Origin of the sequence: Streptomyces sp. NPDC086077, from assembly GCF_040686175.1 — a bacterium.
Classification (GTDB): Bacteria; Actinomycetota; Actinomycetes; order Streptomycetales; family Streptomycetaceae; genus Streptomyces.
On sequence record NZ_JBFBJT010000067.1, the window covers coordinates 18,980 to 38,554 of the forward strand.

The following is a 19,575-nucleotide window of genomic DNA, read 5'->3' on the forward strand; positions in this document are numbered from 1 at the left end:
CTTGCGGCACATCTACCGCTGCCCACTGCGCTGGGCGGACATGGACGCGTACGGCCACGTCAACAACGTGGTCTTCCTCCGGTACCTGGAGGAAGCCCGTATCGACTTCCTGTTCCGCCCGGACAAGGAGTTCAAGCAGGGGTCCGTGGTGGCGCGGCATGAGATCGACTACAAGCGGCAGCTCGTCCACCGGCACGCGCCGGTGGACATCGAGCTGTGGGTCACGGAGATCAGGGCCGCCTCCTTCACCCTCACCTACGAGGTGAAGGACGGCAAGCAGCTCTACGTCCGGGCCTCGACGGTGATCGTGCCGTTCGACTTCGAGGCGCAGCGCCCGCGCAGGATCACCGCGGAGGAACGCGAGTTCCTCGAAAGCTACACGGATGACCAGGAGGAGGCCGTCGCCGCATGACGGTGCTCCACCTCGCCGACGAGGGGGAGGCGGCGGACCTCGCGGCCTTCCTCTCCCGGCTGCTCCACTACGACCGTGGAGCAGCGGTACGCCTGCAGGCCGCGGGCACCGCACTCGCCGTCTTCGGCCGGCCGCCGTCCTTCGAGGTGCTGGCGATCCGGGCGGTACGGCTGGCCAAGCCGTACGAGGACGGGCTGGACGTCACCCTCGACGTGACCGTGTCCGCGGGTGAGCTGCTGGACTCCGTGGACGAGACGGCGGCCACGGCGGCCGTTCCGCGAGCGGTCACCGGGCCGCCGTGGGCAGGGGTGCTGCCGCCGCGCGGCGGCTGGCGGGTGGAGCGGGGACTTCCGGCGGCGCAGAGCCTGCGGGCGGTGGTCGCCGCCGTGGTGAGCGAATTCCGGTCCCGGACGGAGGAACTGCCGCCGGAGGGCCGTACCCGGGCCGAACTCGACCGGATAGGGCGCGAGATCTGGTCCCGGACCGTCGGGAACACCCCGCTGCCCGTGCGGGCCGTGCACGCCGCCCAGTCCCTGGGATTCCTGCGCCCGGCCACCGCGACGGAGGAGCTGGCGCTCTTCTCTTCGGGTGCCTGGCTGCGGCTGCGCACGCCCTACGGCTCGATCGCCGTGCGCCAGGCCGGACTCGGGATGCTGGGCGTCAGCGTGCGCTGACGCCCCTCGGCGCGCAGCGGGCCGTCTCAGCCCTCCGTGTTCACCATCGAGGCCGCCGCGTACGTGAGGTACTTCCACAGCGTGTGTTCGTGTTCCTCGGACAGGCCCAGCTCGTCGACGGCGTCCCGCATGTGCTTCAGCCACGCGTCGTGCGCGGCCCGGTCGACGGCGAAGGGGGCGTGACGCATGCGCAGGCGGGGGTGGCCCCGGTTCTCGCTGTACGTCGTCGGGCCGCCCCAGTACTGGATCAGGAACAGCGTGAAGCGCTCCTCGGCGGGGCCGAGGTCCTCCTCGGGGTACATCGGCCGCAGGGTCGGGTCCTGGGCGACTCCCTCGTAGAAACGGTGGACCAGGCGGCGGAAGGTCTCCTCCCCGCCGACCTGCTCGTAGAAGGTCTGCTCCTGAAGCGTGCCGCGCCGAATCTCATTCACCCGTCCATCGTCTCAGACGCGGGGGACGAGGACTTGAGGCTTAGGACCAGCCACCCGCCGGGCCCGGGTACTCGCCTCGCACTGTGAACCGCAGCACAGTGGACACATGGGCGCGCACGCACTGGACAAGGACCTGGAGGCCGTCGCCGCCGCGGCACGGGCCGCGCTGGTGCGGGAGATCGACGCGAGCGGGGCGTGGGCCGCGGACCCGGTGTGGCGGGACGCCTTCGCGGCGGTCCCCCGGCACCTCTTCGTGCCGTACTACTACGTGGGCGTCCGGGGCGGCTACGCGCGGCGCTGGGGCGAGAGCCCCGACCCGCAGGCCCGGGAACGCTGGATGCGCGGCGCCTACGAGGACACCCCGCTGGCGACCCGGATGCGGGACGGGGAGCTGCTCTCGTCCAGCAGCCAGCCCTCGCTGATGGCGCTGATGCTGACCGAGCTGCGGGTGGCGGACGGCGACCGGGTGCTGGAGATCGGCGCGGGCACCGGCTACAACGCGGCGCTGCTCGCGCACCGGCTCGGCGCCGGCGACCTCGTCACCAGCGTCGATCTGGAGCCGGAGATCACCGAGTCGGCCCGCCGGCATCTGGACGCCGCCGGGTACCGCCCGGTGGTCGTCACCGGTGACGGGGCGCGCGGGGTACCCGAGCGCGCCCCCTTCGACCGGATCATCGCGACCTGCACCCTGGCGTCGGTCCCGCCCGCCTGGCTCGCCCAGTGCCGTCCCGGCGGCCGGATCCTGACACCGCTCGCCACCGGCCTGATCGTGCTGACCGTGCGCGACGCCGGGTACGCCGAGGGGCACTTCCTGAAGACGCCCGCGTTCTTCGTCCCGCTGCGCGGCGCCGGTCGGCCCGAGCAGGAGCCGGCGCCGCCCGGGGCGGTGCCGCGCCGGGGACGGGAGCACGAACTGTTCCGGTTCCTGCTCGCCCTCACCCGGGGGAGCCTCGATCCGCGGGACGCGTACGCGCTGTGGGAGCGCGAGGGGCGGCCCGGTCGGGAGCGGTACGGCATCACCGTCGGCGGCGGACGCGAGTGGGCGTGGCTGGACGAGCCGGAGGGGCCGTACGTCTGGCCCCTCCCGGCCTGAACCGCCGTCCCGCCCGGCTGACTCAGCCGCGGCGGATCGTGATCGTCGTCCAGGCGCCCACGTGCACGCGGTCGCCGTCCTGGAGCTGCACCGGCACGAAGGGCTGGATCGGGTCCTCCGAGCCGTTCACCGTCGTGCCGTTCGTCGAGTTCTGGTCGACGACCGCCCAGCTGCCGTCCGGCTGCTGCACCAGCACGGCGTGCTGGTGCGAGACGCCCGGGTCCTCCGGCGGCACCGCCAGATCGATGTCGGGGGTGTCGCCGGTGGAGTGCCGGCGGCGCCCGATGGTGACCTGGTTGCCGGTGAGCGTGCGCTGCTGCTCCGGGGAGTACGCGGGCAGGTTCAGGCCCGCCGCCTCGGGGCCGGAGCGGTGCATCATCGCCATGAAGTACTCACGGTCCGGGCCGATGGTCGCCGTCCAGGTCGCGGGCCGCTGCGGGGGGCCGGGCGGGGGCGCGGACTGGGCACCGGGGTGCGGGTAGCCGTAGCCGCCCTGCTGACCGGGGCCACCGGGCTGACCCGGACCACCGGGGCCGGTGGACGGCGGGGAGAGCACCCAGTCGTCGTCACCGCCGCCGAAGGACGGGCCACCCTGCTGCGGCCGGCCCGTCTCCTGCGGGTACGCGGGCGGGGCGGGCGGGCCGGACCGGTGGAAGGCCTGCGGTGCGCCCGGATGCGTACCCGGACCGCCGGGACCACCCGGGCCACCGGGACCGCCGGGACCGTTCGGCGTCGGACCGGGCGGCGGCGGAACCGCCCGCGACGGGTCGCCACCGAAGCCGGGAGGGCCGGGGCGCTCACCGAATCCCGAGGGGCCGGGGCCGCCGGGCTGCTCGCCGAACGCAGGCGGACCGGAGGGACCAGGCCCGCCGGGGCGTTCGCCGAATGCCGGCGGGCCGGAAGGACCACGGCCGCCGGGCTGCTCGCCGAAGGCCGGCGGGCCGGAAGGACCACGGCCCCCGGGGCGCTCGCCGAATGCCGAAGGGCCGGAGGGACCAGGCCCGCCAGGGCGCTCGCCGAAGGCCGACGGACCGGAAGGACCGGGGCCGCCGGGGCGCTCGCCGAATGCCGAAGGGCCGGAGGGGCCGGGGCCGCCGGGCTGCTCGCCGAATGCCGGCGGGCCGGAAGGACCCGGGCCACCGGGCCGCTCGCCGCCGAATCCGGGCGGGCCCGAAGGACCAGGCCGCTCCGAGCCGAACCCACCAGGCCCGGAAGCCCCCGTGGGTCCCCCGGGCTCGGCGCCGAACGGCGGTCCCGGCGGGATCGGCTCGGCCGGGCGGTTCATCTGCGACGGACGCGAGCTCTGGTACTCGTACGAGTCACCGCCCCCGAACGACGGCGGCGGACCGGACGGCCGCTGGAACTGCGGGGCCGACGGGCGCGGCGCCGCCGGGGTGTACGAGGTCGCGGTGTTGGTCAGGAAGTTCCACCGGCACTCCTCGCAGAACGGCGCACCGCCCTCGCGGGGCGTGCGGCACTGCGGGCACAGCTCGGAGGGCGCGCCGGGCCGGCCGGCGTTCGGCCCGCCCGACGGGCCGGGGCCGCCGGGCGGCGGCGGGAAGCCGTAGCCACCACCCGGGGGCGGCGGCGGAGGGGGCGGAGGCACGGCACCCGCCATGCGGTGACCGCAGACCTCGCACCAGTCGTCGGAACCCGACTGGTGTCCGTTCGGGCAGGTCGGCATGTCGGCGCTTCCCCCTCTCCTGTTCCGGCCGTTTTCGACCGGATTTCTCCAACCCCGGGGGGTCGGGCTCGCTTTGTTTCAGGTCACTTCTTTACACGAACAGTCTTTGTCGACCGAGTTTCGAGCGTCATCTCGTCGGCCTCCGCGACCTTTGCCTTCAGTCGCACAGTACCTGTCGCCGCGTCGACCACGTCCACCACCTTCGCAAGGAGTTTCGCGGTATCGGCGTTCCCGGAGGCCCCGGCGAGCTGAACGGCGCGGCCCAGTTTGGCCGTTGCGCCATCAATGTCTCCCGATTTGCGCAGATCCAGCCCCTGTTGGATGACCTGTGCCAGTTCGGCCTGGCCGGTGTAGTGGGCGACCTGAGGGTTGATCGACGTCGAGGCGACCATGTCGTCGGTCCACACGGCCCGTACCAGGCCCTGGGCGCCCAGGTTCTGGGCGGTGCCGTCGGGGTGCGGAATCACCAGCGAGAGGCGGGCGGCGAGCATCTCCTGGCCGAGGTGTGCGGCCGGGACCTCGACGCAGACGTGGTAGTCACGGGACTCGTCGCCCCAGGAACCGGTGGGGTAGTCCCCGGCACGCGGGCCCGCCTCGGTGCGACGGCCGGTCAAGTCCTCGACGGCGGGGGCGACTTGCTTGACGAACTTGATCATCGTGCCGACCGGGGTCCACAGCCGCAGGGCGACGTCCGCGACCTCCTTGCCCATCGCCGTCTCCATCATCCGCGTGAAGTCTGCGGCGAGGCCCGCCGGATCGGCGACGATGTCGGCGGTGCCGAGCAGGGCGGAGGCGATGCCTGTGACTTCTTTCACTTCCCAGTCGGTGCCCACGCCCCGTGCGTCGCAGGTGAAACGCCCGGCGACGGCCTCCAGCGAGGCCCTGAGGTCCTGCGGCGACTCGTGCTCGTTGCGGCCGTCGGTGAGCACGATGCCGTGCCGGATCGCGACGTCCGCCGAGGAGAGCAGGCGGTCGGCGAGCCGTAGCCAGGTCCCGATCGCCGTGCCCCCGCCGGCGGTGAGCCTGCGCAGGGCCTGCTTGGCCTGGTCGCGGGTGGTGGCGTCGGCGACGGCGAGCCGCCCGCCGCCCGGATAGACCTCCTTGGCGACGTGCGTGCCGCCGATCACCGCGAAGTGCACACCGTCGCGCAGGGTGTCGATCGCGGCGGCCGTGGCGTCCCGCGCGTTGCGCATCTTGGTCGGCGGGTAGTCCATCGAGCCCGAGCAGTCGACCATGATCGCCACGGCCGCGGACGGGCCCTGCCCCGGCGAGTAGAGGTGAGGCGCCGCCACGGCGCTCCCGACGGTGCCGCCGCCGGTCGCGGTCACCGTGACGATCGCGTTGACCTCCCGGCCGCCCTCCGGGAGGTACTCGTTCTGGTACACGTCCACCGAGAACTGCGGCACGTTCGATTTCGAGAAATTGGCCATACGTTCTCAAATCCCCCTTGAACGCCCCACGGGAGGTGGGGCGACGACGGAATTGCGGACCGGTCCCCTCCGGTCCGCCCAGCCTTCCCAGGCCTCCGCGCGCGGCCTCAGGCCGATCCTGCCCCCTGCGACGGGGCCGGGAACGGCACGACGGCCACTGTTACGTTGTCGTGGCCCCCGCCGTCCAGGGCGTGCCCGACGAGGACCCGCGCGCCGTGCAGCGGGCGTACGGCAGCGTCGGCCGGGAGGACGCCGGCCATCTCCTCGGCCGCCTCCGCGTAGTTCCACAGGCCGTCCGTGCACACGACCACCACGCCTGGGCGGTCCGGCTTGAAGGAGGCCGTGTGCGGCTCGAGTTCGTAGGCGTCCGCGCCGAGCCAGCCGGTGATGGCGTGGGCGCGCTCGTCGGCGTACGCCTCGGCCTCGCTCATCAGGCCCGCGGCGACCATCTGCGCGGCCCAGGAGTCGTCCTCGGTGAGGCGGGCGGCCGGGGCGCCGCGGTCCACCGGCACCCAGTAGACGCGGCTGTCGCCGACCCAGCCGACCACCAGCAGACCGGCGGTCACGACCGCGCCGACCAGGGTGCAGGCGGGGGCGTTCTGGTGCGGCTGGTGCTCGCGGGCCGTGGCGGGTTCCCGGGCCAGCGCGTCGACCGCGTGCGAGGCGGCGACGATCGCGTCGTGCATGGCCTGCTGCGGGTGCGTGCCGAGCGGCAGGGCCGCCAGCAGCGAAGCGCTGGCCGCGCGGGAGGCGGCCAGGGAGGCGTCGTCCGGGCGGGTCGCCGAGGACACGCCGTCGCACACGATGGCGACCAGCGCCTCGGAGCCGTCGGGCAGGGCGGTGCGGCCGATGCCGAAGGCGTCCTCGTTGCGGTGGTGGCGCAGGCCGCGGTCGCTGACCGCGGCCATCGGGCCGGACTCCTGCTCCATGTGGTCGCGTTCGCGTGGCTGGGCGTGGCCGCAGTTCTCGCAGTAGCCGTCGTGGTCGACACGGCCCGCGCGGCAGGCCACGCACACCGTCGGGGGGTCGGCGGGTGCGGCGAGGTCGGCGGTGACGCGCGGGTCCGGGGCCTGGAGGGGGTACTCCTCGGGCTCCGGGCCCCCGTCGAAGCGCACGCCCGTCGCGGAGTGGCCGGGGGCGGCCGGGGGCAGGGGGGCGCCGCCCGGGTCCGTGCCAGGCAGGTCCGCCGGCGGCTGCGCCGCGGGGGGCGTGCCGGAGCCGCCCGGGTCGGCCTGTGCGGCCCCCGAGCCGTTCATGGCGAGGGTCGGGCTGTCGTCCGGCCGTGGCGGCACGGCGGACAGGTCGTATCCGCACGCACCGCAGAAACGGTCACCCGACTCGAGCGGTTCCTCGCAGCTCGGGCAGGCGGACAGCTGGGGCATCTGCGACATCAACTACACCCATGTCCGGGGGCGGTAACGGTTGGCACGTTCCACCAGGTCGATCCTCTCCTCGCCGCCCCGCGCCAGGCGGGCCAGCGTGCGGTACGAACGCTCCAGGCCGAAACGCAGCCCGCGTTCGTCCAGGCCGCTGCCGAGCAGCGTCCGTCCCCCGGCGGTGGGAGGAACGGAACCCTGGCCCCCGGAGAGTATCCAGTCCAGGGCACTGCCGAGCACTTCCGTGGCCAACTGCTCCCGCCGGGTCGGGTCCAGACCGTACGAGTCCAGTGCCTCGACCTGCCCGGCGGCGGCGGTCAGATCCTCCAGGAAGGGTACGTCGCCGGCGGCGGCCGTACGCTGCCGGAGCCGGGCCCGCACCGCGGCCACCCGGGCGGCCGTGTAGTGGATGGACGACTCCGGCACCGACTCCAGGGTACGCACGGCGCCGCTCCGGTCGCCGGTGGCGAGCTGGACGCGGGCCAGACCGAACGCGGCGCTCACGAAGCTCGGGTCGGTCGCCCACACCAGGCGGTAGTACTCGGCGGCGTTGTCCAGCTGGCCGAGCACCTCGGCGCACAGGCCGAGGGCCAGCTTGGGGGCCGTCTCACCGGGGAAGGCGTCGTAGATCGCGTCGAAGGCGAGGGCGGCGCCCTCGTGGTCGCCGGTGGCCAGCGCGGCCACCCCGCGGTACCAGACGACCCGCCAGTCGTCGGGGCGCTCCTCCTCCAGCGCGCGCAGGGCGTCCAGCGCGGCCGCGGAGTCGTCGTTCTCCAGCCACGCCCGGATCTGTCGCAGCCGGGCCTCCACCGAGGGCGCGGGCGCGGCGGCGAGCGCGCTGAGCAGCTCGGCCGGCGCGGTGGCCATGAGCCCGGCCAGGAATCCGGCGTTCGGGTCGGCGGGGTCGACGCGGGGCACGGCCAGGGCGAGGGCGGCGGGACCGGTGCCTACGGGCTTGACGAGGCCGGCTCCGCCGGTGAGGGCGTGCAGGGCGCCACCGGACGGGAGCGGCGCCCCGTCGCCGGTCGCCGTACCGGGCGCGGCCCGGCGCGCGGGCACCACGCGTGCCCCCAGCCGTGACACGTCGCCCGCCAGCCGGGGGAACAACTCCGTGTCCGTCACCCGCAGTTCCGGCCCGAACAGCGTCGACAGCGCGGGCCGCGCCCGGCCCGTCTGCAGGGACACGACCTCCCGCAGCACGCCGGTCAGCTGCTCCGACATCTCCTGTGCGGAGGCGAACCGGCGGGCCGGGTCGGGGTCGGTGGCGCGGACCAGAAGCCGGTAGAACGACTCGTACTGCCGGAAGACCTCGATGTTGTCGGGGTCGGGCAGGGAGTCGGCGAAGACGTTCGTGTAGCCCTGGAAGTCGAAGGTCAGGACGGCGAGCGTGCGGCCCACCGTGTAGAGGTCGGAGGCCACCGACGGGCCGGCCTCCGCGACCTCCGGCGCCTGGTAGCCCACCGTGCCGTAGATCGCCGACTCGTCGTCGTCCATGCGGCGCACGGCGCCCATGTCGATCAACTTGAGCTGGTCCTCGGTCTGGATGGCGTTGTCGACCTTGAAGTCGCAGTAGAGCAGGTTGCGGCTGTGCAGGTGGTCGAGGGCCTCCAGCGCCTCGATCCCGTACGCGCACGCCTGCTCCACCGGCAGCGGGTCGCGCCGTCCTGAGGGCGTACGGCGGGCGTTGGCGATCTCCTTGAGGGACTTGCCGCCGACGTACTCCATGACGATGTACCCGTCGAGGGAGCCCGTGCGCTGGTCGAGGTGCTCGACGAAGTTGTAGATCCGCACGATGTTGGCGTGCTCGATCTCCGCGAGGAAGCGCCGCTCGGAGATCGCGGCGGCCATCGCGTCCTGGTCCCCGGTGTCCAGCAGGCCCTTGAGCACCACCCACCGGTCCGAGACCGCTCGGTCGACGGCGAGGTAGACCCAGCCCAGCCCGCCGTGCGCGAGGCACCCCGCCACCTCGTACTGGCCGTGCACGATGTCACCGGACGTCAGCTTCGGCACGAACGAGTACGGGTTGCCGCACTTGGTGCAGAAGCCCTCCGTGCGCCCGGAGCGGTCACCGCGGGCGCGGCCCACCGGTGCCCCGCAGTCCGAGCGCGAGCAGAACCGCTTGCGCTCGGGGACCTCCGGGTTCTCCAGGACCATCGAGCGCGGGTCGGGCCGCGGCACCTGCGGCACCTGCACCAGGCCCGCGCCCAGCCGCCCCCGGGTCGAGGAACCGGACGTGGAGCCGGAGCTGCGCACCGACACCGAGCGGTTCGAGGAGCGGCCCGACAGCGCCCGGGAGAGCCGCCCCGACACCGAGCGGCGAGACTTCGAGGACTGCGACGACGTACGGGAACTGCCGCGGGAGGTGGAGCGGGAACCGACGCTCGCCGCCGAGCCCCTGCCGCCGCCTGTGACGCCGGTCGGCGGGGAGCCGACCATGCCGTTCGCGGACACCACCGGCGCCAGGCCGCAGGTGTCGCAGTAGAGCTCGCCGCCGCCGACGTCCTCGTAGGCGCCCTCGCAGCCCGGACGCTGGCAGCTCCGCTGTGCCTGACTCATGAGGACGGCTCCCCCCTGCGGTCCTGGAACTCCGGCGGACCGCTCTGCTGAGGCACCCGGGGCGCGGTGCCGAGCACTTCGGCCGCCGCGTGCTGGAAGCGCAGCACGGCCTGCTCGGCGACCCGCAGATCGCAGGGCGCGCTCCACAGCATGCGGCGCGCCGCGTCGTAGCGCTCCATCAGCAGCGGGTCCTCCGCCAGTCCGTGCCGGGCGATCTTCGCCTTGTACGCGTCGAGCCGGCCGCGCAGCTCGGCGCGGACGGCGAGCGGCGCGGTGACCGCGGTCAGCGACTCGCGGGCCCGCAGCAGTTCGTCCTCCGCCTTCTGCTCAAGGGACTCCAGGAGCGGGGACAGGCGGTGCCACTGGGCGTGCCTGCGGTACTCGGCGGCCGTCGCCAGCTGCTCCTGCAACGCGGTCGGCGGCCCGCTGACCACCGGCACCTCCGTGGCGGCGATCTTCGCGAGCACCTCCCCGCGCGCGATGCGCGCCTCGGCGAGGGTGCGGTCCGCGCGCGAGAGCACGTCGCGCAGCCGCACCAGCCGCTGCTCGGCGTCCTTGCGGACGGCGAGCACGGCGTCGATCTCCCGGCGCACCTCCTCCAGGGCGCGCGCCTCCCGGTCGTACACCGTGGTGTCCGGTCTGCCGCCGCCGGGTGCCGAACTGCCCTCGGCGCGCTGCCAGTACGCGAGCGGGTCGGAGACCACCTGCTCGCGCAGCCGGGTCAGGGTGCGGGTGATGCGCTCCAGGTCGTCCCCGGCGGGGTGCTCGCCGGGGCGTACGCCGACGGAGTGCGCCAGCTTGCGGGTGCGCTGGAGTTCGGCGGCGAGTAAATCGATCCGGGCGGGCAGCGCCGACCAGACCGCGTCGGAGGCCACGACCACGTCCAGCGACCTGGCGTACAGCTCGTTCATCCGGTCCACGAGCGTGACCAGCGTGAACCTCTCGCTGAGCTTGCCCGCGCCGTGCAGCGTCGGCGCGTTCGCCGTCGCGGCGGCGCCGCCGGCGACCGTGACGGACTCGCCGCGCAGCAGGTCGGTCAGGTCCACCAGGTCCTCGCGGCTGGACCAGCGGCGCCGGGCGCGGATGTCACGGGCGGAGCGCAGCGCGTCGCTGTACGCGTCGAAGTACGCCCACAGCAGGGAGATCGACGCCTCCGTCGCCGCCCAGCGCTCCTTGGTCGTGCCGGTGAGCTCGGCGCCTTCGAGGAGCCGGCGGCCCGCGTGGTCCTGGAGGGCGAACAGCGAGGTCTCGATCGCCTCGTGCTCCGCGCCGAGCCGCGCCAGCGCACGGTCCACCTCGTCCCGGTCCATCACCGGACCGGAGGCTCCCGTGACGCCCATCGATCACCTCTCGTCTGCTGGTCTGTGCTGTCGGTTCGCTGCCTGCCGGTCACCTGTAGCGCGGCGTCGGCGGGGTCGCCGACTCGGAGTCCCTACCCAGCGTCGGGGACAGCCACTTGTCGTACGAGGCCTTCCAGCCGCCGTCCGTGCGGTAGTCGGCCAGTATGCGGTTGACCCGGCGTACCAGATCGTCGGCGTCCTTCTTCATCGCCACGCCGTAGTACTCCGTGGTGAACCGGTCGCCCTTCAGCTCCACCGTCGGATCCTGCGCGGCCTGGCTGGCGGCGAGCGCGCCGTCCGTCACCACCGCGTCCACCTCGCCGAGTTGGAGGCGGACCAGGCAGTCGAGCTGGTTGGGCACGGTGGTGGAGATGTCGGCGGAGGCGGGCAGCTTGCCGGACTTCCGGTCCGCCGCCAGGTTGTCGTACGCCGTCGAACCAGCCGCCGAGCAGATCCGCTTGCCGGCGAGTGTGTCGTCGTAGCCCTTGATCGTCGAGGAGTTGGGTGCGAGGACCTGCTGGCCGGTGAGGAAGTACGGCGCGGAGAAGGCGACGTCCTCCAGTCGGGAGCAGGTGATGGTCATGGTGCGCACCACCATGTCGACCTGGCCGCTCTGGATCGCGGGGATGCGCTGGTTGGTGGGGATGGCCTTGAACCGGATGCGGTCCGGGGCGCCGAGCAGCTCCTGTGCGATCCGGCGGGCCAGATCGATGTCGAAGCCCTCCAACTCGACGTCCCGCTCGGCGGAGTTGGGGTCGCGGTAGCCCCAGCGGTAGCTGTTCTGGTCCACGCCGACCGAGACATAGCCGCGCTGCTTGACGGCCGCGATCGTGTCACCCTCCGCGCTCGACGGGGCAAGGCTTTGGTCCTGGGGGTTCTCGCACGTCTCGGCCTTCGCCTGCCGGCCGTCGGCCACGCCGGAGCCGCCGACGCCCGTGCTGCCGTCGCCGCCCGGGTGCGTGTGCGGCAGCAGCAGCACGAAGACCACCGCGAGGGCGCAGACGACCGCCATGGCGCCCACGCCGCCCCAGCCCTTCAGGCTGGCCCGCAAACGTCGTGCATGCATCGTCACGCCCCCTTTCACCGGTACTCCGAAAGCCTGCGGCCGATGCCCAGCAAGGCGCCCGCCGCGCCCAGCACCGCGAGCAGGGCCGCGCCGGCCGGCAGACCGGTCATGGCGTTCCGGCCGGCGCCCGCGGCCTGTTCGAACTCCAGCTTCTCGTGCTTCAGGGCAGTTTCCAGGCTGCGGTCGACGCTGTCGAAGCACTCGCCGGTCGGTTCGTCGCCCTTCGCGCCGATGATCTTGCTGAGCGCCGCCTGGTAGTCACCCGCGTCGTCGGCGTCGCGGGCCTGCTGGTGCCGCTCCTGCCAGATGTCCATGCTGCCCGCGGCGGTCCGCACGGGCTGCTCGCCCGCCTGGTCGTCGGCGAGGGTCTTCGCGGCGGCGAGACCGGCGGCGAGGTCCTTCATCGACGCCTGGAAGGCCACGTCGAACTTGTCCTTGAACTCGCCGCCCACCTCGACCGTCTCCGCGCCCCGGCTGACCAGTGTGAGGTTCTCGTTGCCCCGGGCCTTCAGGGAGGCGATGCGGGCGTCGTGCAGGACGTTCAGGGAGCGGACGCCGTGGTCGTAGGAGTCGTTCAGGCCGGCTCGGGCCACGCTGTGGCCGACGAGCAGCCACAGCAGCACCACCGTCGTGGCGGCCGTGGCGGCGACCAGGCCGTGGTTCAGGACCCGGTTCGTCCGGGCGTACGAGCGGTGCTGCGCCCAGGCGAGGGAGGCCAGGGCGAGGAGCCCGAGCACGATCGCCGCCCAGGGGTAGGGCGTCGCGTGCGCGTAGTCGCCGCGCAGCCGCTCGTTCTCCGTCGTGTAGAGGTCCTCGGCCGCGGGGAGCATCTCGGTCTGCATCGTGTCGTTGGCGTACCGCAGGTAGGCGCCGCCGAGCGGATAGCCCTGGCGGTTGTTGGCGCGGGCGCGCTCGATGAGGCCCTTGTACTCCGGCAGGAGCCGGTTGAGCTTCGCGATCGTCCGAGCCGAACGGGAGTTCTGTTCGGAGTTGCTGGCGGCCAGGACGAGCTTCTCGGCCGCCGTGCGGATGTCCTTCTCGTAGCGTTCGCGGGACGCCTTCGTCTCCTGGCCGCCGGCCAGGAAGCCGCTGGAGGCGGCCGTGTTGGCGTCGGCGAGGGAGCGGTAGATGTCGGCGGCGGCGGAGCTGAGCGGCTGGCTGTTGTTCAGCACGTCGTCGGCGGCGGCAGCACGGTCGTTCGCCTGCCAGGCCGACACGGCGCCGAAGGCGACCACCAGCAGGGCGAGGACCGCGCCGATGATGCGCAGCCGGCCCGGCTCGGTGGTCGCGGCGGCGCGCAGCTGGTCCACGCCCTCCGCGAACGCCGTACGGCGGGGCGGGGCGAGCGCGCCGGGTGCCGGTCCGGGGGCGGGGCGTGCGAGGGAGGGTTGCTGAGGTGGCACCGTGGGCGGAGTGGGCACGCCCGGTGCCGGTGGCGCCGCGCTGCTCCTGGGCGGTTGTGTCACTCCTGACCTCCCCCGTGGTCATCCGTCGCCGCAAGTATCGCTGCCCGGACCGGCATCCGCACCGGCCTTGCGTGGATCTTGGTTGATCCCGATTCTCGCAGCACCCCCTGCCCATGAATACGCCGGTGGAATCGGTTCGGTTCCCGTGGCCCCGGTGACACCGCGCGCCCCCCGCGCGCGCCCTTCAGCCCTCGAAGTGGGCCCGCACCCGCTCCCGCACCCCGGCCGCCACCAGCCCCAGCCGGTCCAGGCCCAGCAGGGCCGCACCCAGGACCGGGCTCGCCGTCACCACCTGGGGCACCGCCTTCGGGGCCCGCGCCGCCAGCAGGTCGCGGATCCCGTCGTCGAGTTGGGGATGCCGGGCCGCCAGCACACTGCCCCCCAGCAGGACCGGCGTCTCCTCGTGCAGCAGGTCCAGCCGGGACAGGGCGACCGTCGCCATGCTCACGACCTCCTCGGCGAGCCGGTCGACGAGGGCGCGGGCGACCGGATCGCCGTCGGCGGCCGTGGCGAAGAGGACCGGCGCCAGCTCGTGCCGCCGGCCGGGCGGCACGAGCTCCAGGTGCAGTGCCTCGATCAGCGCGTACATGGAGTCGAGCCCGAAGTGCGCGGGCAGGGTCCGTGCCAGCTCGGTCGGGCCGCCGCGCCCGTCCTCCGCGCGGGCCGCGTGGAACAGCGCCTCCTCGGCCAGTCCCCAGCCCCCGCCCCAGTCCCCGGAGACCCGCCCGATCGCCGGGAACCGCGCGGTGCGCCCGTCGGGCCGCATGCCCACGCAGTTGATGCCCGCCCCGCAGACCACGGCGACGCCGCGCGGTTCGCTCACCCCGGCCCGCAGGATCGCGAAGGTGTCGTTGCGGACGTCGACGGTGGCTCCCCACGCGCGCGCGTGCAGCGCGTCGGCCAACCGCTCCTCCTCCACGGGGAAGTCGGCGTTGGCGAGGCAGGCGGAGACGTGCGTGACGGAGCTGACGCCGGCCGTGGCGAACACCCGCTCCACCACCTCGGCGAGCACGTCCGTGGCCGCCTCGACCCCCACCGCCGGCGGCCGGAAGCCACCGCCCCGTGCGGTGCCGAGCACCCTCCCGTCGGCCGCCACCACCGCGACGTCCGTCTTGCTGTTGCCCGCGTCGACGGCGAGGACACGTGCGGTCAGGCCCACGCGAGATGCTCCCGGTTGTGTGCGATCAGCTGGTCGGTGAGGGTGTCGGCGTACTCGTACTGGCCGATGAGGGGATGCGCGAGGAGCGCCCTGAAGACCCGCTCCCGGCCGCCGCGCAGGGCCGCCTCCAGGGCCAGGTCCTCGTACGCCGTCACGCTTGCCATCAGGCCCGCGTACAGCGGGTCCACCGCGGCGACCGGCAGCGGCTCCGGGCCGCCGTGCGCGCCCACCGCCGCCTGCACCTCGATCACCGCGTCGTCCGGCAGGAAGGGCAGCGTGCCCCGGTTGTAGGTGTTCACCACCTGGTGCGGGCTCCCGGCGCCGCTCAGCAGCGCCGCCGCCAGGTCAACGGCCGCCTCCGAGTAGAAGGCACCGCCCCGCCTGGCCAGCAGCTCCGGCTTCTCGTCGAGTGCCGGATCGGCGTACATCCGCAGCAACTCCCCTTCCATGGCCGCCACTTCCTCGGCGCGTGAGGGTTTGGTGCGCAGCTCCCGGACGACCTCGTCGTGCGCGTAGTAGTAGCGCAGGTAGTACGACGGGACCACACCCAGGCGGTCCAGCAGGTCCCGCGGCAGCCGCAGGTCGGCGGCGACCGAGTCGCCGTGCTCCGCGAGCAGCTTGGGCAGCACGTCGTCGCCCCGGAAGCCGCCAAGGCGGACGCCGGTCTCCCAGGTGAGGTGGTTCAGGCCCACGTGGTCGAGGTGGATGTCGGCCGGGGCGAGTCCGAGCAGCGCCGCGAACTTACGCTGCAGGCCGATCGCCACGTTGCACAACCCGACCGCCTTGTGCCCGGCCTGGAGCAGGGCGCGGGTCACGATGCCGACCGGGTTGGTGAAGTCGATGATCCAGGCGTCCGGGTTGGTCCGCCGAACCCGCTCGGCGATGTCCAGCACCACCGGCACCGTGCGCAGCGCCTTCGCCAGGCCGCCCGCGCCGGTGGTCTCCTGGCCCACGCAGCCGCACTCCAGGGGCCAGGTCTCGTCCTGCTGCCGGGCCGCCTGCCCGCCGACGCGCAGCTGGAGCAGCACCGCGTCGGCACCCTCGACACCGGCGTCCAGGTCCGAGGTCGTCACGACCCGGCCGCTGTGGCCCTGCCGGGTGAGGATCCGCCGGGCCAGGCCGCCCACCAGCTCCAGCCGATCCGCGGCCGGGTCGACGAGCACCAGCTCCTCGACGGGCAGGGTGTCCCTCAGACGGGCGAAGCCGTCCACGAGTTCGGGCGTGTAGGTCGAACCGCCGCCGACCACGGTGAGTTTCATACGTCCAGTCAACCCTTCACTCCGGTGAGCGTGACGCCCTCGACGAACGCCTTCTGGGCGAAGAAGAACACGAGGATCACAGGGGCCATGACCAGCACGGTCGCGGCCATGGTGAGGTTCCAGTCGGTGTGGTGCGCGCCCTTGAACGACTCCAGCCCGTACGACAGCGTCCAGGCGCCGGGGTTCTCGGAGGCGTAGATCTGCGGGCCGAAGTAGTCGTTCCACGCGTAGAAGAACTGGAAAAGGGCCACGGCGGCCACGCCCGGCTTCGCCATCGGCAGGACGACCCTCAGCAGCGTCCTCAGTTCCCCGCAGCCGTCGACCCGCGCCGCGTCCAGGTACTCGTTCGGGATCGTCATGAGGAACTGGCGCAACAGGAAGATGGAGAACGCGTCCCCGAACGCCATCGGGATCAGCAGCGGCCACAGCGTGCCGGAGAGATCCAGCTGCTTCGCCCAGAACAGGTACATCGGGATGACGACGACCTGGGGCGGCAGCATCATCATCGAGATGACCAGCATCAGCGACAGGTGGCGGCCCCGGAAGCGGAACTTGGCCAGGGCGTACGCCACCGGGATCGACGACACCACGGTCAAGGCGGTGCCCAGACCGGCGTAGAGCAGGGTGTTGCGCCACCAGGTCAGGAAGCCCGGTGTGTCGAGGACCCGCTGGTAGTTGCCCCATTCCCAGGTGTCCGGGAGCAGATCGCGGCTCAGCGCCTGGCTGTCGCTCATCAGCGAGGTCAGCAGGACGAACACGAAGGGGAGTGTGAAGAACAGGGCGGCCGCGACGCCGAGCGCGTGGACGGCGATCCATTCGAGGAGGGCCCGCCGCCGTGCCACGGGCGCGCTCAGCACCACCGGCTTGTCGAGTACCTGGGTCATCAGTCACCTGCCTGGATGAGACCGCCCCGGCGCCGCATCAGCAGTGCGGTGAACGCCATCGACAGCGCGAACAGGACCAGGGCCACCACGCACGCCGCTCCGTAGTCGAATCGCTGGAAGCCGAGGTTGTAGACGAGCTGGGGGAGGGTGAGCGTCGACTTCTCCGGGTAGCCGGGCTCGAACTGGGTGCCGGCGCCCTGGATCACGCCCGACGCGACCTTTCCGGCGACCAGCGGCTGCGTGTAGTACTGCATGGTCTGGATCACGCCCGTGACCACCGCGAACATCACGATCGGCGAGATGTTCGGCAGCGTCACGAACCGGAACCGTTGCCACGCCGACGCGCCGTCCAGCTCCGCCGCCTCGTACTGGTCCTTCGGCACGTCGAGCAGGGCGGCCATGAAGATGACCATCAGGTCGCCGATGCCCCACAGGGCGAGCAGGGTGAGCGCCGGCTTGGACCAGGCGGGGTCGGCGAACCAGGCGGGGGCCGGTATGCCGACTCCCTCCAGGATCGAGTTGACCGGCCCGGTGCCGGGGTTGAGGAGGAAGGCGAAGGCCATGGTGGCGGCCACGGGCGGGGCGAGGTAGGGCAGGTAGAACAGGGTGCGGAAGACGCCCGTGCCGGTCCTGATCCTCGTGATGAGCAGGCCGACGCCGAGTCCGAAGACGACGCGGAGGGTGACCATGACCAGCACCAGCCACAGGGTGTTGCGCAGGGCCGGCCAGAAGAGCGGGTAGTGCTCGAAGACGTACGTCCAGTTCTGCGTTCCGCTCCAGGTCGGCGGCCGGAAGCCGTCGTAGCGCATGAACGAGAAGTAGACCGTCGAGAGCAGCGGATAGGCGAAGAAGACCGAGAAGCCGATCAGCCAGGGGGACAGAAAGGCCACGGTGCGCAGTGCTGATCTGCGGTGCTTGGCTGCCAGGGTGCTCATGGTGCGCCGCTACTTCGCCTGGGCGATGTCCGTGTCGATCTGCTGGGCGGTCTTCTCCAGGCCCGCCTTCAGATCGGTCGCCTTGCCGCTTTCGTAGTCGTAGCCGAACTGCTGGAGGGTCGTCAGGTACACACCGCCGTTGACGGAGGCCGGGGTGGTCGTGGAGTCCGGGTTCGCGGCGATCTCCAGGAACGTCTTGAAGCGCGGGTCGTACTTCAGCTTGGGCGACTTCAGGGCGGCGAGCGTGGAGGGCACGTTGTGGATGGCGTTGGAGAAGTTCACGACCGCGTCCGTGTCGGTGGTCATGTACTTCACCAACTCCCAGGCCGCGTTCTGCTTCTTGCTGGTGGCGGCGATTCCGGCGATGGTGCCGGTGATGTAGCCCTTGCCGTACTGGTCGGCCTGGTCGTCGGGCACGGGCAGCGGGGCGACGCCGATCTCGAAGCCGGGCTCGGCGTCCAGGGCCATGCCCAGGCGCCACTCGCCGTCGAGCTGCATGGCGACCTGGCCGGTGTGGAAGGGGTGCTTCGGGCCCCATTCGTCGCCGAGGGTGGCGCGGTAGGTCTCCAGCTTCCGGTAACCGCCGAGGGCGTCGACGAGCTGCTTCTGCAGCCTGAACCCGGCCTCGAACGCGGGGTCCTCGGCGACGTTGGACTTGCCGTCGCCGTCGAAGTACGTCGGGGAGAACTGGCCGAGGTAGTGCTCGGTGGTGGTCTCCCAGCCGTGGTAGTTCGGCATGAAGCCGAGCTGCTTGTACGAGTTGCCCTGCGGGACGGTCAGCTTCTTCGCCACGGACTCGAACTCGGACCAGGTCTTCGGCGGGGCCGCGATGCCGGCCTTCTCGAAGGCGGTCTTGTTGTAGTAGAGCCCGTACGCGTCACCCAGCAGCGGGACCGCACAGCGGTTGCCCTCGAACTGGGTGTACTCGTTCATCGCCTTCGGGAAGGTCTTCTCCGGGTCGATGTCCGACTTCTCGAAGAACGGGTTGAGGTCGACCAGCGCGCCCGAGGTGCAGAACCTGCCGACGTTGTTGGTGGTGAACGAGGAGATCACGTCCGGGGCGTTGCCGCCGCCCGCCCGAAGGGCCTGGTTGATCTTGTCGTCGGTCATGTTGCCGACGATCTTCACGTCGATGTTGGGGTGCGCCTTCTCGAAGCCGGCGATCAGCGCCTTCACGGCCGCGACCTCGGATGGGGCGCTCCAGGCGTGCCAGAAGGTGAGGGTGGTGGCCTGGGAGGGGTCGTCGTCCGCTCCGGAGGAGGGCTGGCCGGTACACGCGGTCGCGAGGAGGGCGGTGGCGGCGGTGAGGGCTATGGAGACGGTGACGTGCGTAGCCGCTTTTCGGGACTTTCCGGGCATGGCGAAGCCTCCCAGGGCAAGGGACGAGGAATGGGCTGGGTCGGGGGTGCTGCTCAGCGCGAGGTGTCGAAGACCTCGTCGCGGGTGGTGGCGAGGGCGCTCTCCAGGGCGCCGCGCAGGACGGGATGGTCGCGTACGTCCCCGAGGACGAGCCGGGGCCGGGCCGCCGCCAGCTCCGCCAGCTCGGCCTGCACCAGGGCGCGCAGGGTCTCGCCGCCGGAGGTGAGCGAGGTGCCGCTGAGGACGACGAGCTCGGGGTCGAGGACGGAGACGAGCGAGGCCAGACCGGTGGCGAGGCGCGTGGCGTAGGTGTGCAGGAGGCGGCGGTGGGGGTCGCCCTCGGCTCGGGGGCCGGCGCCGACGGCCTTGGCGCCGTCGTCCGCCGGGCCCGTACGGCGGCCGGGGAGCTGAAGGATTGATTTTTTGATCGATGACATTTTCGCTGACAATT

The 19,575-nt window shown here is 72.6% G+C and carries 16 protein-coding genes and 1 pseudogene; 3 read left to right on the forward strand and 14 right to left on the reverse strand.

Annotation, left to right across the window (positions count from 1 at the left end):
* The first annotated feature begins 1 nt into the window (after position 1).
* Both AB0O67_RS20405 and AB0O67_RS20410 read left to right on the forward strand, forming a co-directional pair.
* Positions 2 to 412, forward strand: coding sequence for a thioesterase family protein (locus tag AB0O67_RS20405; RefSeq protein ID WP_365451927.1), 411 nt, complete (start codon positions 2 to 4; stop codon positions 410 to 412).
* Entirely contained in the window at positions 409 to 1,086 is a 678-nt protein-coding gene (locus tag AB0O67_RS20410) for a hypothetical protein (protein WP_365451929.1), read from the forward strand. Before AB0O67_RS20405 ends, AB0O67_RS20410 begins: the two co-directional genes overlap by 4 nt.
* A gap of 26 nt (positions 1,087 to 1,112) precedes the next feature.
* On the opposite strand, the gene AB0O67_RS20415 is transcribed toward AB0O67_RS20410, so the two are convergent.
* Entirely contained in the window at positions 1,113 to 1,517 is a 405-nt protein-coding gene (locus AB0O67_RS20415; RefSeq protein WP_365451931.1) for a globin, read from the reverse strand.
* Positions 1,518 to 1,623: 106 nt separating this feature from the next.
* Between AB0O67_RS20415 and AB0O67_RS20420 the strand changes: the two genes are divergently transcribed.
* A complete protein-coding gene (locus AB0O67_RS20420) occupies positions 1,624 to 2,610 on the forward strand; it encodes a methyltransferase domain-containing protein (protein ID WP_365451933.1) in 987 nt (328 codons plus the stop codon).
* Positions 2,611 to 2,632: 22 nt separating this feature from the next.
* Here AB0O67_RS20420 and AB0O67_RS20425 read toward each other — a convergent pair whose 3' ends face one another.
* The 13 genes and pseudogenes from AB0O67_RS20425 to AB0O67_RS20485 form a co-directional block, all read right to left on the reverse strand.
* Entirely contained in the window at positions 2,633 to 4,294 is a 1,662-nt protein-coding gene (locus AB0O67_RS20425) for an FHA domain-containing protein (protein WP_365451935.1), read from the reverse strand.
* An 83-nt stretch (positions 4,295 to 4,377) separates the two neighbouring features.
* Entirely contained in the window at positions 4,378 to 5,724 is a 1,347-nt protein-coding gene (locus tag AB0O67_RS20430; protein ID WP_365451937.1) for a VWA domain-containing protein, read from the reverse strand.
* 107 nt (positions 5,725 to 5,831) lie between these two features.
* A complete protein-coding gene (locus AB0O67_RS20435) occupies positions 5,832 to 7,118 on the reverse strand; it encodes a protein phosphatase 2C domain-containing protein (protein WP_365451939.1) in 1,287 nt (428 codons plus the stop codon).
* A complete protein-coding gene (locus AB0O67_RS20440) occupies positions 7,119 to 9,656 on the reverse strand; it encodes a tetratricopeptide repeat protein (protein WP_365451941.1) in 2,538 nt (845 codons plus the stop codon). It lies immediately after the preceding gene.
* The gene (locus AB0O67_RS20445) at positions 9,653 to 10,996 is read right to left on the reverse strand and encodes a hypothetical protein (RefSeq protein ID WP_365451943.1); all 1,344 of its coding nucleotides are present in this window, start codon (positions 10,994 to 10,996) and stop codon (positions 9,653 to 9,655) included. Before AB0O67_RS20445 ends, AB0O67_RS20440 begins: the two co-directional genes overlap by 4 nt.
* A 49-nt stretch (positions 10,997 to 11,045) precedes the next feature.
* The gene (locus AB0O67_RS20450; protein WP_365451945.1) at positions 11,046 to 12,062 is read right to left on the reverse strand and encodes a glutamate ABC transporter substrate-binding protein; all 1,017 of its coding nucleotides are present in this window, start codon (positions 12,060 to 12,062) and stop codon (positions 11,046 to 11,048) included.
* 14 nt (positions 12,063 to 12,076) lie between these two features.
* Positions 12,077 to 13,528 carry a hypothetical protein gene (locus AB0O67_RS20455; protein ID WP_365451947.1) on the reverse strand — a complete coding sequence of 484 codons (1,452 nt, stop codon included), beginning with the start codon at positions 13,526 to 13,528 and terminating at the stop codon, positions 12,077 to 12,079.
* 184 nt (positions 13,529 to 13,712) lie between these two features.
* Positions 13,713 to 14,687 carry a BadF/BadG/BcrA/BcrD ATPase family protein gene (locus AB0O67_RS20460; RefSeq protein ID WP_365451949.1) on the reverse strand — a complete coding sequence of 325 codons (975 nt, stop codon included), beginning with the start codon at positions 14,685 to 14,687 and terminating at the stop codon, positions 13,713 to 13,715.
* Positions 14,678 to 15,946 (reverse strand): 6-phospho-beta-glucosidase, encoded by a 1,269-nt coding sequence (locus tag AB0O67_RS20465; protein ID WP_365451951.1) that lies wholly within the window; start codon positions 15,944 to 15,946, stop codon positions 14,678 to 14,680. The genes AB0O67_RS20460 and AB0O67_RS20465 overlap by 10 nt, the downstream gene beginning before the upstream one ends.
* A gap of 8 nt (positions 15,947 to 15,954) precedes the next feature.
* Positions 15,955 to 16,830: a carbohydrate ABC transporter permease gene (locus tag AB0O67_RS20470; RefSeq protein WP_365451953.1), complete on the reverse strand. Its 876-nt coding sequence runs from the start codon at positions 16,828 to 16,830 to the stop codon at positions 15,955 to 15,957.
* Positions 16,830 to 17,765: a sugar ABC transporter permease gene (locus tag AB0O67_RS20475; RefSeq protein WP_365451955.1), complete on the reverse strand. Its 936-nt coding sequence runs from the start codon at positions 17,763 to 17,765 to the stop codon at positions 16,830 to 16,832. Before AB0O67_RS20475 ends, AB0O67_RS20470 begins: the two co-directional genes overlap by 1 nt.
* A gap of 9 nt (positions 17,766 to 17,774) precedes the next feature.
* The gene (locus AB0O67_RS20480) at positions 17,775 to 19,124 is read right to left on the reverse strand and encodes an ABC transporter substrate-binding protein (RefSeq protein WP_365451957.1); all 1,350 of its coding nucleotides are present in this window, start codon (positions 19,122 to 19,124) and stop codon (positions 17,775 to 17,777) included.
* A gap of 53 nt (positions 19,125 to 19,177) precedes the next feature.
* A pseudogene (locus AB0O67_RS20485) lies at positions 19,178 to 19,575 on the reverse strand (sugar kinase); the annotation flags it as partial.

Excerpts from the sequence above, each read along its gene's own strand:
- AB0O67_RS20410 (WP_365451929.1), top strand. The coding sequence starts at position 409 with ATGACGGTGCTCCACCTCGCCGACGAGGGGGAGGCGGCGGACCTCGCG.
- AB0O67_RS20425 (WP_365451935.1), bottom strand. The coding sequence starts at position 4,294 with ATGCCGACCTGCCCGAACGGACACCAGTCGGGTTCCGACGACTGGTGC.
- AB0O67_RS20430 (WP_365451937.1), bottom strand. The coding sequence starts at position 5,724 with ATGGCCAATTTCTCGAAATCGAACGTGCCGCAGTTCTCGGTGGACGTG.
- AB0O67_RS20465 (WP_365451951.1), bottom strand. The coding sequence starts at position 15,946 with ATGAAACTCACCGTGGTCGGCGGCGGTTCGACCTACACGCCCGAACTC.
- AB0O67_RS20420 (WP_365451933.1), top strand. The coding sequence starts at position 1,624 with ATGGGCGCGCACGCACTGGACAAGGACCTGGAGGCCGTCGCCGCCGCG.
- AB0O67_RS20470 (WP_365451953.1), bottom strand. The coding sequence starts at position 16,830 with ATGACCCAGGTACTCGACAAGCCGGTGGTGCTGAGCGCGCCCGTGGCA.
- AB0O67_RS20445 (WP_365451943.1), bottom strand. The coding sequence starts at position 10,996 with ATGGGCGTCACGGGAGCCTCCGGTCCGGTGATGGACCGGGACGAGGTG.
- AB0O67_RS20480 (WP_365451957.1), bottom strand. The coding sequence starts at position 19,124 with ATGCCCGGAAAGTCCCGAAAAGCGGCTACGCACGTCACCGTCTCCATA.
- AB0O67_RS20450 (WP_365451945.1), bottom strand. The coding sequence starts at position 12,062 with ATGCATGCACGACGTTTGCGGGCCAGCCTGAAGGGCTGGGGCGGCGTG.
- AB0O67_RS20440 (WP_365451941.1), bottom strand. The coding sequence starts at position 9,656 with ATGAGTCAGGCACAGCGGAGCTGCCAGCGTCCGGGCTGCGAGGGCGCC.
- AB0O67_RS20475 (WP_365451955.1), bottom strand. The coding sequence starts at position 17,765 with ATGAGCACCCTGGCAGCCAAGCACCGCAGATCAGCACTGCGCACCGTG.